We start from the raw sequence: 13,577 nt of genomic DNA, 5'->3' as shown, positions 1-13,577 counted from the left end.
TTTACTTGGTTAACCGATTTCTGCAATAAAAAATCCTGTAATCACAGGATTTTCATCGAACTGTTTCATTGATAGGTGAACTGTTTCATCCATCAAAAGGTATTCCCTGCTGTACTTAATCAGAACATTTCCCCCTGATAAAAGGAGCTTGGCATTGCTTCAAAATCATATTCTCGCAGCTCTTCCAAGGTGACATTGGCATGAGCTCCTTCATGCACCATCAAGTTACTGTCCTCGCCTACATGAACTGCAATAAACGGTTTATTCGTTCCATAGGCGTAACCTAATTCAAATGCTGTTCCGCTATCTGAATAATTCCCATGATAAACGCCAACAACGATTTCCGCCCAATCAATAAACTTTTTATCATTGGTAAATGTTGCAATCGACCAATGCCGGCTCCCTTCCTCCAAATGATCCATTTGGTTTTTCCGCGGTGAAAAAACATCCAATCCTTTTGCTTCTAAAATTTGTTCCGCTTCTTTTAAAGGCTCCATCTCTTTTTCATTAAAGAATGGGCTTGCTAAATAGACTCTCATATTTTGACCTCCATATGTATAATAAATACCATTCAGTTAAAAACGGCATGCATGTTTAAGTATATCCTTATTATCCGGCTTACTCAAAATTGGATGCTGTTATCCTTCCATCGGTGACTTGAGAATGAACATTTATTAAACAATTTAGTTTGCAAGCTGAGATACATCCCATATAATACAACTAATACGCACAGATTTAATCAACAGATTCTACATGAGGAGGAAGCATCATGGAACAATATGTAAAAGATAGCTGGAATGCAGATTTATACGATGGGAATCATTCCTTTGTATCATCATTTGGAAATCATTTATTAGAGCTTTTATCTCCCGTAGAAGGTGAACAGATTCTTGATGTCGGATGTGGCACAGGAGATTTAGCCCATCAAATCAATCAGCATGGCGCCGCTGTAACCGGCGTAGATAAATCAGAAAATATGGTGCACAAGGCAAACGATAAATATCCCGATATAATGTTTATGCCAAAAGATGTTTTAGAACTCGAATACAACAATGATTTTGATGCCGTTTTCTCTAATGCAACACTTCATTGGGTAAAGCAGCCCAAAGAAGCACTTCAGCACATCTATAACAGCTTGAAACCCGGCGGTAGATTTGTTGCAGAGTTTGGCGGTAAAAGCAATGTTCAAACGATTACAAATGAAATCATCCATCAGGTTAAAAAAGCTGGAATTCCCTATACACCGGAACAGTTCCCATGGTACTTCCCAAGCATAGGAGAGTATGCAGCATTAATGGAGGAAACGGGATTTAACGTAACCTTTGCCCAGCATTTCAATCGGCCGACACCCTTAGAGGGAGACAACGGGCTGAGAAATTGGATGGAAATGTTCTGCGGAAATATCTTTGAAAATCATCCGGAAGCTATCAAAGAGCGTGTGATGATACAGGTAGAAAATAACTTAAAGGATGCCCTGTACCAAGAAGGGCAGTGGATTGCAGATTATAAACGACTTCGTGTCGTCGGAATAAAGCAAGGCGGCATACCTGCTAAATAAGTTTTGATTAAATAGACAGAACAGGAATCTATAAAAAGAGGGCCATATAGATTCCTGCCTCCCCTTATACTTCTCACCAATCCTCTATTCAACGAAACGAAAATGATTCTATCGTCTCTTTTCCCGAAAGCATATCCTTCACGTTAAACTGATTCTTCCTGACTTCCTCATCGCCAATGATAATCACGTTTCGTATGTTTTCTTTATTCGCCCTGTCAAGCGCCTTACCGACCTTTTTATTGCCTAATTCCACATCTACGTTATATCCTTTATCCCGGAAATATGTTGACACAGACAATGATTCTTTTTGTCTTCCCAGAGGAATAATATAATAATCCACCTCTCTTCCAGCAGGTTCGATTCCTCCCGCAGCAGCCATCGCTGTATAAATCACATCCAGCCCAAAAGAGATTCCAACGGTAGAGAAAATTTCATCTGTTCCTATCAGTCCGCCGATTGCATTATCATATCTTCCGCCGCTTCCAATGCTTGACTTCATCGAATCATCCGCTAAAAACATTTCATAAACGGTACCTGTATATATTTCTAGCCCCCGTGCCAGAAACGGATTAAATATACATTGGTCGCTAATATCCAAATAATCAAGATACGATTTCAGCTCTTTTAGTTCCTGCAATCCCTGTCTGACTTGTTCATTTTGATTAGATAATGATTCAAAGCGGATAAAGTCCGTATGATCGTCATCTGTCAAAAATTGTTTAATGGAGCGGGCCGCATCATCTGACACCCCTAGTTCAGCAAGCTCGGCTATAACTGCGTCCACCCCTATCTTCTCCAGCTTATCCAAAACCAGCACCACTTTATTGATTTTCGCATCCGCTACACCAAACACTTCCAATGCTCCGGTTAATAATTTCCTATTATTATATTGAATATTCACCTGCATTCCGAGCTTGTCAAAGCCATCCAGCGCCATCATCATTAATTCCGCTTCAGCTATTTGTGAATCTGCGCCGACAATATCCACATCACACTGGGTAAATTCACGCAATCTTCCTGTTTTTATTGGCCCATCCCGAAATACTTTACCAATTTCATACCGCTTAAATGGCAGCTTCAATGTCGGATTCATTGCAGCCACCTTGGCAAAAGGTATCGTAAGGTCATAGCGCAGAGCTAAATCCCTTTCTCCTCTATCTGTTAAAGTGTACATCTCCTCTAATATTTCCGCACCGCCGCCATATTTAGAAGCAAGCAATTCCGTATAATTTAAGATAGGTGTTTCCAGCGGCTGACATCCATATTGGATAAATACATCCTCTAATGTTCTCCGGATATTTCTCCGTACGCTTTCTGACTCCGGTAAATAATCTTGTGTTCCTTTTACATTTTGATAATCTATCTTCTTCATTTTTCTTACCTCCTGTTTTTGAATACAAAAAAAATCGCACTCTGAGTTAAGTGATTTACTTAATTCGGGATGCGATTTCATGAATAATAGCCTTCCTCATTCGATTTTTTAAAAGTTAAATCGATAAAGCAAGGCTAGTTGATATGATGAGGGAATTGTGAGAAGGAATCATTTATTTTAACGAAAACCATTTTGCTCACCTCTGATTTTGGATCAGTTTATCATAGCCGTTTGGTAATTTCAAAGGAAAAAACCTGTACCCATTCAAGCGCAGGTTTTTCAATGCGCTATTCTTTAACCTCTTTCAAATCCCGATTATTTCGCAGGAACATATAGAAGGATGCACCGAATATGGCCAGATAGCCAAGGATACTCCATATGTCTGGGATTTGGCCAAAGAGCGCAATACTGATAATACCGGAATATACAACGGTCGAGTAGAAAAAGATGGATATTTCTTTTGCTGGAGCAAATTTGTAAGCAACGGTAATCCCAAACTGTCCCACCGTAGCGAACACTCCTGCTGCAAGTAAGTACAACCACTGCAGCCCGCTCATCGGCTGATAAAACAAGATAACAGGCGGTAATAAAATCACAGTGGAAAAGAACGAGAAGTAAAATACAACCGTATAAAATTGTTCTTTATTCCCAAGCACCCGTAAAACGGTGTACGCTCCTCCTGCAAAAACTGCGGATAAAATCCCTGCTGCATATGGAACCATATCTAGATTGAAGACCGGTTTGATAATAAATAACGTTCCAAGAAATGCGATAATAACAGAGACCACCTGAAACCGCATCACGTATTCCTTTAAGAAAACCGCAGCAAAAATAATGGTTATAAATGGACTCATTTTATTCAGCATATCCGCATCGGAAAGCACTAGATGATCGATGGCATAGAAATTAAGCAATACCCCAGTCATCCCCAGAGCAGAGCGCAGAAGTAAATATTTTTGATTTTCCTTTTTCCCAAAAAGCCGTTCTCTATGATAAAGAACAAAACCCAACGCAATAACCATTGAGATTCCATTGCGAAATAATGTTTTTTGTATTGTAGGCACATCTCCTGACAGCTTTACAAACATGGCCATCAAAGAAAATCCTAACGCTGATAATAATAACAATAAAATGCCTTTATTTCTGTCACTCATGAAATGTTTACTTCCTCCTCTTTGATTGTTCCTTTATTTTTAATAAAACATTTAAAAATGCTGCTTCCTTCGTTAATAACATAGTTGTACTACCGCAGTGCGGTACTGATAAGCTTACGATTATTATTTTCTAAAACAAAGCAATCATACTATGAAAAAGCCAGATAACCCATGAAAAGAACCCATATTTGAAAATATCATAATGGGTTCTTTTCTACAAGTTGCTATTATAAGGACAGAAAATACTTTATGGAATGTAAAATTTATGACCAGCAAACTTCGTCAATCTCATAATCATTCGAGGAATCCGTGTCTCCCGTTAAACAGGTGAAACAGCTATTGATAAACAAGTGCACTTCCAATTGCTCATATACTTTCTCTGCAAGTCACTTCAGTTTTCTTATCTTGAACTGCCTGTTTTAACCTCTTTCTAATTTGCTGCCGGGTTATTTTTACAATAGTCTATTATAAACTGCTCCATTTTAATAGGTACCATTTCAAATCCTCTTTCTATATAATTTCTATTTCTATCTTAAATGAAAAGGGTTGGTACATCTAATTTTTGCTGCGTATCTATGAAACGCACCTTTTTATACGAATATTTTTCGGACGATTTCCAATGATAAATCCGGATGTCAATACTCTATAAACACAAATTCACCATGACCCAATAAAGTGGGTTATCAACGTGTATCATTAAAATAACCACCCCTCTGCCCTGGTAAGCAGTTGGGTGGCAATAAAAAAATTTGTATGGTTAATCACATGCGTGCAAAGTTCTATTCCATCCAATTACACTCTCTTTTTATAAAAAGAAGAGAAAAAGAACAATACTACACCTAGCAACACAGCAATCCCGCCAATAATTCCAAAGTAGAGAATCTCGGTTTCCGGGCTGTATAGTTTAACAATTTGCGCATTAATTGCCTGTGCCGATGCATTAGACAAGAACCAAAGACTCATTGTTTGGGCAGAGAATGCAGCAGGAGCCATTCTTGTTGTAGCTGCTAAACCGACTGGTGATAAACATAGCTCACCAAATACTACAATCAGAAAGCTGAGCACAAGCCATATTGGACTTACCAGCGTATCAGGACCTGCGTAAATTGCTGGAATGATCATGATCAAGAAAGATAGACCAGCAAAAACCAGACCTAGTGAGAATTTTTTATGCGTAGATGGCTGTCTTTTGCCAAGCTTCATCCAAAGTGCTGCAAATACCGGCGCTAACAGAACAATAAATAATGGATTGAATGATTGGAACCAAGATGATTGTAAGGAAAAACCGGCAAATGATAATCTTGTCCGCTCATCGGCATATTGTGCCAAAATAACCGCTCCTTGTTCTTGGATCGCCCAGAACACCATTGCTGCAAGGAACAGCGGAATATAAGCAAGTAAACTCTTTTGCTCCTGACTGGTTGTTTTCTTACTGAAATACATGACTAAAAAGTAAATAATCGGAATAATTATCCCTAATATACTGACTAACATGATAAATCCATCAATGGTTAAAATACCGTTAGAAATCAGAATAGCGCCTGCGATGATAACCACAATCGCGCTGATTCCCATTTTTAAAAATACAGATTTCTTTTCCTCCGGTGATAGAGGATTTGGTACATAAGAGCCAGCAAGACCTAAATATTTCTTTCTTGTAGCCAAGAAAATAATCAGCCCGACTAACATACCAAGAGCTGCTACTCCAAATCCTAAATGGAAATTATATTTTTGCCCGAGTGTTCCGACAATAAATGGTGCAATTAAACCACCAAGGTTAATCCCCATATAGAATATACTAAATCCGGCATCAGTACGCGGATCTTCTTTATCATATAAATCCCCGACGATATTAGATACATTCGGTTTTAACAGCCCTGTTCCAATAACAATTAAGCCCATTGATACGAATAGAGCTGTAACTCCTCCCGGAAAGGATAAGGCAATATGACCTGCCATAATCAATATGCCGCCATAAAAGACGGTGCGTTTCGTACCAAGCAAACGGTCAGCAATCCAGCCGCCGATAATCCCTGACATATAAACAAGCGAGCCATAAATAGCCATGATGGAAGCAGCGGTTCCTTTATCCAGATTCAGTCCGCCATCTTTAATCGCATAATACATATAGTAAAGTAAGATTGCTCTCATACCATAGTATGAAAATCTCTCCCAAAACTCTGTGAAAAATAATGTAAACAACCCTTTAGGATGTCCGAAAAAACCTTTTTGCGGAATACTCTTAAGGATCTCTTGTGGGTTCTTCGATGTCATAAGCTTTCTGTCCCTTTCTATTTATATTAATTTGTTTTTGCCATATATAGGCTTCCATATATTACGGAGCATCCATTCCAGCTAAATTGCTGCTCTTACGTAAATATTCAAACAATTAAAAAATACCCCGCCGTTTGGGTTCTAGATTACTGGAATCGTAAAACCGCCAAACAGAAGAGGTACCTGTAATTGATGAGCCTATAAGCAAATGCTGCATGAAATCAACTCAACTTTAAAAGAAATAAACGGATAAACCATTCATGTCATGCAAGTATGACAATGTCTTTCTTGCATTGCTTCGCTGTTATTTTCAAATATACCGCTAATCACTGTTTTGAAAATAAAGCCGTTTTTATACTTATTTTGGGTTCGTCAGGGTACTACTTCTTTTGTTTATTCCCGTGTATAAAAGTTGAATACTATATATCATACCACTCTGGAAGTTCGATGTAAATAAACTGGTAAATGGTTATTTTTACAATTTTTCTTCAAGCATGCATATAGCGCGAAAAAATTTCTATAAAAAGTATCAAATTACATCTACTTTTCTCTGTTTGACTTGTATTTTTAGAAAGGATAAAATTATCTTAATTAACAAATGTTCTTAATTTTTGTTTTCTTTAATCATATACAAGGGAGGGCTTACATGATTTCCATACAAAACAATGTAAACGCTGACATAAGTATCTCTTTAAACCATTACATCATTAACTCCATCCATCTCTTTAAATATAATCAATCTGATCTTTACAATTATATACAGAATAAATACAATGAAAATCCGTTGATTTGCATATATGAAGACAAAATCCCAATGTCCTATATCTCTAAAAAGCAGACTGATTCTCAACATATAATCGATGACATTCTAACCCATTTCCGCTGTATTCTTTATGCACAGGATCAGTTAACGATGGAGTTCATTCTTCATTCTCTCAATATCAAAGGTTTCTTAGAAGAAGACCCATATAAAATTTCTATTTATACTAAAACGCCAATAAATAGAGTGAAACAGTTGATTAACCAATTACAAACTTATGAAAATAAAGGCATCGGAACGCGGAATATGATAGATTTTATAAAATTCCAGTTAAAAAATAAGGATTTTTATAACGAAAAGCTATTTGATCTATTCTCAACTAACCTGGAGGAAATCCATCAAAATTCATTTAGTTTTCTAAAAGGTTCGCATGTGGAAGAAACTGAATTCAAAAAATACATAGATTTAATTACTGCTCATTGTAATTTAACCCCTTTAGATGCTGAAGAAACATTAAATATTTCTCCTGATGCTTCCATTGTATATGGAAAGAATGGATTACAGGTTATCATTCATGATTATCTTACTGGAGGCATTTCTTATGAACCGATATTAATCGACTGTAATAACCATCCATTCAACGCTGAGTTGGAAAAGTTTAAAACGGAATACGAAGAACTTATTTCTATTTTGAATGCAAGGAAAATATACTTAACTCAAGTAATTTCTATCATTGCAAATGTCCAATACGATTATTTAACTGGGAGAAGTGACTTTTTGAATGCTTTAGATCAAACAGATTTAGTTGAACAGACCAAACTGAGCCCCGCTACCATCAGCAGGTTACTCTGTAATAAATATATTGCTACACCTAGAGGAATCTTTTCAGTAAAAGCATTGTTGTCTAAAAAGAGTTATAAGAACCTATCTGTTAGTTATATAAAATACGTAATTCAAAATATAGATGGCTTTGAAACACTTTCAGATAATAAAATCTCGAGATGTTTAGCTGAGATGGGGATCTTTATTTCCAGAAGAACCGTAAACAAATATAAAAATCAAATACTGGGAAATATTAAAAGGACTAGTCCAAAACGTAAGGACTAATCCTTTTTAATTTGTTGGATAATTTTAATCGAGTCTCTCCATAAGCTCTTTCAGCTTTGTGATCTCTTCCTCAGTAAGTCCTAATCTGGGCTTTCTTGATGGCCCGCCATTTAACCCTTTCAACTCCATCGCCTTCTTCACTATTTGAACATACTTCCCGGAGTCCTCCAGAAATTCACATAGCGGCAATAAATCCTTATAAAGCTCCTTTGCCCCGTCATAATTCTTCGCTTTCACCAGCTCATACAGTCTTCCTGCACTATTCGGTACGATATTAGCTGCCACTGAAATCCAGCCAGTCGCTCCAAGGACAAATGATTCTAATGCAAGATCATCAGCACCGCAGAACAGAACAAGATCTGTATTGTCGGCCACCGCTCTAACCTTTCTTATATCTCCGCTCGACTCTTTAATATACTGCACGTTATCCAGTTCTTTATCAATTTTATAAATCGTTTCATTTTCCAAATTCACATTAGCCGTAAATGGATTGTTGTACATCATAATCGGTGTGGAAACTTGATCGTTCACTTCTTTAAATTGTTCAAATGCCTCTTCTTCTGTCGGTGTCATGTAGTATGAGTTGATTAGTAACAGTCCATCTGCATGGTTTGCCTCGGCATGTTTTGCATATTCTAACACTTTGTCTGTGCGTTCATCGGCGATACCGACCAATAAATCTGTCTCTGTATCTTTTACTACTTCACCAGCAATTTTGACAATTTCCTTCTTTTCTGCTTCATCCAATGATGCAAATTCTCCTGTACTTCCAACTACCACTATTCCAGGGACTTTTTGATCCAAATAGTACTGGATATTTTCTTTTAACCCTTCATAGTTCACGCTGTAATCCTCATTCATTGGTGTAATTAATACTGGAAATGCTCCTTCAAATTGTTTTTTCATGCTCCTCATCCCTTTCTTTTTCATAATCATCTTTATCTAAAATAAACAATCCAAAATAACCATAAATTAAGTTAATGATAATAACTAAAAATCCATACCAGAAGAATGGCAAATATGCGAGTGTTGAGACACCCAGCGTTGTTGCCATAAAAACCCCTCCATCTGACCATGGAACCATCGGCGTTGTAATCGTACCGCCTGCCTCTACATTTCTTGATAACAAGGATCTGCTTATTTTTTTCCTGTCATAATTAGCTTCCGTAATTTTCGTGCCTGTTAACATTGAAACGTAAGCTGCTCCGCCAAAAAATATTCCAAAGAATGCTGCGATCATAGTCGTTAATGTCAGATTACCTGTATTCGTTGCCCATTTAGCAAAAAGCTCCCCGATTACCGTAAAGGCACCAATGGACTGTAACAATCCGCCGACACCTAAAGCTAGAAGAATCAACAAAATAACCTCAAGCATGAAAGTAATACCACCACGATCTAAAAGGTTATCAATGAAATCAATTCCTGTAGTAACTCCACTTCCTGAATACAATGTCTCAATCGCTTCAATAAATCCATATCCTTGGAACCAAACTGCCCACACGCTTCCTAGTAATGCTCCAAATATAATTACCGGTATGGATGGTAGTTTAAATGCCAGCATGACGACAACCACTACTGCCGGAATCAGCATGACCCAGGATATATGAAATGTATCCTGCAGGCTGGCCATTGTATTCTCTGCAATTGACAGATCACCGCTGCCATCTTGCATGATTAAACCTACAATCCAATAAGCAATTGCCGCAATCACGAAAGCCGGTAAAGATACATATGACATCGATCTTATATGTCTGAATAAATCAACTCTTGACAAGGAAGCTGTCATAACTGTTGTATCAGATAATGGCGACATTTTATCTCCAACGTAACACCCTGAAATAACTGCCCCAGCAACCAAATATGTTGGCAGCCCAAAGCTCTCCCCGATACCCATCATCGCTATGCCGGCTGTGCCTGCTGAACCAAATGATGTTCCTGTTGAAATAGATGTAATCGCACAGATAATCATTGCTGCCATCAAAAAGATACTCGGGCTAATGATACTCAAACCATAATAGATCATCGTCGGTACAATACCTCCAGCAATCCAAGAGCCGATAAGTGCACCTACAGCGATTAAAACAAGCGTCGCTCCTAAACCTTCATAAATTCCTTTTAAAAGTCCTTTTTCCATTTCTATATACGTATTACCTAAATATAATCCAAACCCCATAATTACAAACCAGATTGCGAGCAAAGCTAATTGGATAGGCAGTTCTAAAATAACAATAAAACCAAACATTATTACTACAAACAAAACCAAAATGAGCAATAATACTGGTATACTTGGCAGTTTCTTTTCTCTAACCATATATTTCCGCCCCTTGTTTTATTTAATGATAAATCCTTTAGCGTAGATGTCGCTATGCTCAATATAAAATTGTGAATTAGATATCAAATAATAATTGAGTTGCATATCTTCAGCATGTATTTTTAATCCTGTGAAAGAGGTGATAATTTCCTGAGAGAACTCCTTTGCACATACAGCAACGACTTCAATAATTGGATAAGCTAAGATATCTCCTTTTTTATTTGCAACGACTTGTTTTTCTCCCTGTTTAAGCACCAGATAATCACTATTTCCATCTTGCTTAGAGTGAATATACGCTTTAATAGCTGTTATATTTTTAATTTCTAATTCCATGTCAACTTCATAGACTTTTATCTTCTTATCGTTGACTAAATACATATTTTGTTTTTTCTCTACTTCTGGTAATTTTTCTGTCGTCAGACATCCATGCTGAAATTCATACATTTGGCCATTATTTCTTACTAAATAGCTTTCTTTTGAGTTTATTCTCCCACGATCCACAAGAGAGGAAATGCACCCTTTTAATAAAATACGAATATTGTCAACGCTTTCATTTGGGTGTAATTCTACATCTAAAACATCATCACTCCATTGAAAGATAAGTAAACGAACATATTTGCTCCCTCTCGGCTCATTCCGCATTAATGCCTTATTCTCATAGTCTTGTAATACCGTCTCCAGCTCGTTTTTCTCAATAATTCGTAATTGTTGTCCATTTATATGAATATCATAACTGTTGATTACTTTTGAAATCATAAAATCACCTCCTTATATTTCTGGAATCAATAGATATCCCTGATTTAAAGGATCATCGGGATCAAAATAAAAATCATGTCTCCCCATAATCCATGCTGTTCCTGTAATAGCAACCCTATTATAAATTATATTTCCTTTCACACTCGCGTGGATTACCTGGGCTTTAAATTGAGATCCTGTGATACTCTCGTGGATAAAGACTTCATTTAGATCAAGGTCGCCTTCTTTATAAAGTGTTGATACTTTTGCGCATGTCCCTGTACCACATGGCGATCTGTCAATGCCTCCCGGAGGTACAATTACTGTGTTTTTAACAACATCACCTGTTTCATAGAATTCCATATGGGTCAGCTTATTAATAAATGGATAATCAGGATGTTTCACCTCATGCTGACGATTAATTTCATCTCTGATTGCCATGGCAATTTCGACGATTTCTTCTGACCTCGATACATGAAGGGATAAACCTAAATCGCCCGCTTTCATAATCCCATAGAAATTCCCACCATATGCTATATCGCACTTTATATTCTTGAAATCTTTATAATCGATATACACCGTCTTTAGGTGAAAGGAATCGGTACTAATAAATGTTACTTCTTGCACTTTGCCCTCTTTCACTTTGCAGCTGGCTTCTACCACACCAGCTGGGGTATCTAGGACTACCGAAGTATAAGGCTCTTTGACTTCGACATAACCGAGTTCTACTAATGCTGTACATGTACCAATAGTGTCATGTCCGCACATCGGCAGATACCCACCGGTCTCTATAAAAATCACACTAAAATCTGCTTCTTCTTTTAAAGGCGGCAGTAGTATCGTGCCGCTCATTACATCATGTCCCCTGGGTGGAAAAACTAGAAATTTTCGAATGTAATCATGGTTTTCCTTCATATCCAGCATTTTTTCTTGAATCGTTTCTCCTTTTAATTTAGGCATACCGGATAAAACCGTTCTTGTCGGGTTTCCCCCAGTGTGTGTATCCACAGTAACAAGTAGTTTTGAATTTATCTTCATATTGCCTCCTCCTGAAATCTTTCCATACTTAGCGGACTAATGTCATCCTCGAGTGTATCTGTCACCATCTGAGCCATCCAATAACCTGTTACCGCAGACAATCCAATTCCATCTCCCTCATGACCAGCGGCTACATAATAATTAGGAACAGTAGTCTCTGAAATAATTGGCAAGTGATCCGGCGTCCACGGCCGGAGACCTGCATAACTACGAATAATATTCATATCCTTCATTTTTGGGAAAAATTCTATCGCCCTTTTGGCAATCAGTTGAACAACTTGATGATTGACGGTTGTGTCAAAACCAATAAATTCCCGGCTGCTTCCTATCAGGAAATTTTGACTCTCTGTCGGTTCATGCACCAATGCAATTCCATAATCATTCATGATTTTATCTGCTTTTCTCTCTTTGCCAAACTTCGTCATCAAGTATCCAAACTCTTGAATTTTCCTTGTGCCCATCAATTCTGCACGTGATGAAACCAGGATATGACCTTTTCTTGGTTTAATTGGTAAAGGTACACCGAGATGTTTACTCACTTCCGGTGCAAAAACACCAGCTGCATTAATTACTTTATTGGCTTTAAATACACGATCATGAGAATGTACTTTAAATCCTTTTGTTCTATGTTCCTCCATAAATGTTACGGGCGTTTTTTCGAAAAGCTCAAGATCATTCTTTTTCGCTGCGTGAATGAACGAAAATGTTAACATGTACGGGTTTACCGTCGAATCATTTGTGCATTCAATGCCGCCAACCAAATGATCAGCAAAATATTTGGAATCATTTTTCAAATCTTCTTTGGTTAATTTATTAAAAAATTGATATTCGCCATTTGCCCTGTTATGCTGATCGACCCAGTCATATGCCTGCTCCAATTCTTCTTCATTTGCACAAAGGAAAATACTTCCCGGATGCCTGTATTCAAATTTCATTTCTAATTCTTTTGATAAGCTTTTGATTAATGCCTGGCTCTTTATCGCCATATTGCTATCAAATCCCGGCTCTTTATCAATCAATAAAACATTGCCATCACATTTTGAGCTTGTACCAGAAGCAACTGTATCCCTTTCCAACATCCCTACTTTTAAACCTTTTTCAGAAGTAAAATAAGCAATGCTTGCACCAATAATACCTCCACCAATTATCAATACATCATAAGATGGCGTTGTCAAAATTGCTCCCTCCTTCCTTTATAAAATACTAAGAAAAAAACGTGCCAACTTCACCTATCGTAAAATCAATAAAATTTGAAATAATGTGTAAAG

Annotated in this window: 11 protein-coding genes; 2 read left to right on the top strand and 9 right to left on the bottom strand. The window is 37.4% G+C overall.

Features of this window, described 5'->3' with window-relative positions:
- Window positions 1–119 precede the first annotated feature (119 nt).
- Complete coding sequence (locus tag MKY45_RS01960) at window positions 120–539, bottom strand: nucleoside 2-deoxyribosyltransferase (RefSeq protein ID WP_042531201.1); 420 nt, start codon at window positions 537–539, stop codon at window positions 120–122.
- Between the two features lie 230 nt (window positions 540–769).
- Here MKY45_RS01960 and MKY45_RS01955 point away from each other — a divergent pair, with 230 nt between their 5' ends.
- Window positions 770–1,558 (top strand): class I SAM-dependent methyltransferase, encoded by a 789-nt coding sequence (locus tag MKY45_RS01955; RefSeq protein ID WP_042531199.1) that lies wholly within the window; start codon window positions 770–772, stop codon window positions 1,556–1,558.
- Between the two features lie 88 nt (window positions 1,559–1,646).
- Here the strand turns inward: MKY45_RS01955 and MKY45_RS01950 are convergent, their stop codons facing one another.
- The 3 genes from MKY45_RS01950 to MKY45_RS01940 all read right to left on the bottom strand — a co-directional run bounded on the left by MKY45_RS01950 (window position 1,647) and on the right by MKY45_RS01940 (window position 6,358).
- Window positions 1,647–2,930, bottom strand: coding sequence for a histidine--tRNA ligase (locus MKY45_RS01950; RefSeq protein WP_341172409.1), 1,284 nt, complete (start codon window positions 2,928–2,930; stop codon window positions 1,647–1,649).
- A gap of 287 nt (window positions 2,931–3,217) precedes the next feature.
- Window positions 3,218–4,084 (bottom strand): DMT family transporter, encoded by an 867-nt coding sequence (locus MKY45_RS01945; RefSeq protein WP_042531196.1) that lies wholly within the window; start codon window positions 4,082–4,084, stop codon window positions 3,218–3,220.
- A gap of 792 nt (window positions 4,085–4,876) precedes the next feature.
- Window positions 4,877–6,358: a peptide MFS transporter gene (locus tag MKY45_RS01940; RefSeq protein WP_193062501.1), complete on the bottom strand. Its 1,482-nt coding sequence runs from the start codon at window positions 6,356–6,358 to the stop codon at window positions 4,877–4,879.
- Between the two features lie 646 nt (window positions 6,359–7,004).
- Between MKY45_RS01940 and MKY45_RS01935 the strand changes: the two genes are divergently transcribed.
- A complete protein-coding gene (locus tag MKY45_RS01935) occupies window positions 7,005–8,225 on the top strand; it encodes an RNA polymerase factor sigma-54 (protein WP_256705547.1) in 1,221 nt (406 codons plus the stop codon).
- Between the two features lie 24 nt (window positions 8,226–8,249).
- On the opposite strand, the gene MKY45_RS01930 is transcribed toward MKY45_RS01935, so the two are convergent.
- From MKY45_RS01930 to MKY45_RS01910, 5 genes are read right to left on the bottom strand one after another with little or no spacing between them, the layout of a single operon-like run.
- Window positions 8,250–9,131, bottom strand: coding sequence for a dihydrodipicolinate synthase family protein (locus tag MKY45_RS01930; protein ID WP_256705546.1), 882 nt, complete (start codon window positions 9,129–9,131; stop codon window positions 8,250–8,252).
- Window positions 9,115–10,536, bottom strand: coding sequence for a Na+/H+ antiporter NhaC (gene nhaC, locus MKY45_RS01925; RefSeq protein ID WP_042531187.1), 1,422 nt, complete (start codon window positions 10,534–10,536; stop codon window positions 9,115–9,117). Before nhaC ends, MKY45_RS01930 begins: the two co-directional genes overlap by 17 nt.
- A gap of 18 nt (window positions 10,537–10,554) precedes the next feature.
- Window positions 10,555–11,292 carry a hypothetical protein gene (locus MKY45_RS01920; protein ID WP_193062485.1) on the bottom strand — a complete coding sequence of 246 codons (738 nt, stop codon included), beginning with the start codon at window positions 11,290–11,292 and terminating at the stop codon, window positions 10,555–10,557.
- 12 nt (window positions 11,293–11,304) lie between these two features.
- Window positions 11,305–12,309: a proline racemase family protein gene (locus tag MKY45_RS01915; RefSeq protein ID WP_193062483.1), complete on the bottom strand. Its 1,005-nt coding sequence runs from the start codon at window positions 12,307–12,309 to the stop codon at window positions 11,305–11,307.
- On the bottom strand, window positions 12,306–13,484 hold the full coding sequence (locus tag MKY45_RS01910) for an NAD(P)/FAD-dependent oxidoreductase (protein ID WP_042531180.1): 1,179 nt from the start codon (window positions 13,482–13,484) through the stop codon (window positions 12,306–12,308). The genes MKY45_RS01915 and MKY45_RS01910 overlap by 4 nt, the downstream gene beginning before the upstream one ends.
- Between the last annotated feature and the right edge of the window lie 93 nt (window positions 13,485–13,577).

This window comes from Oceanobacillus sp. FSL K6-0251 (assembly GCF_038004725.1).
GTDB classification, from domain to species: Bacteria; Bacillota; Bacilli; order Bacillales; family Amphibacillaceae; genus Oceanobacillus; species Oceanobacillus oncorhynchi.
The sequence above is the reverse complement of the archived record's forward strand: the minus strand, read 5'-3'. Positions and strand labels throughout refer to the sequence as shown.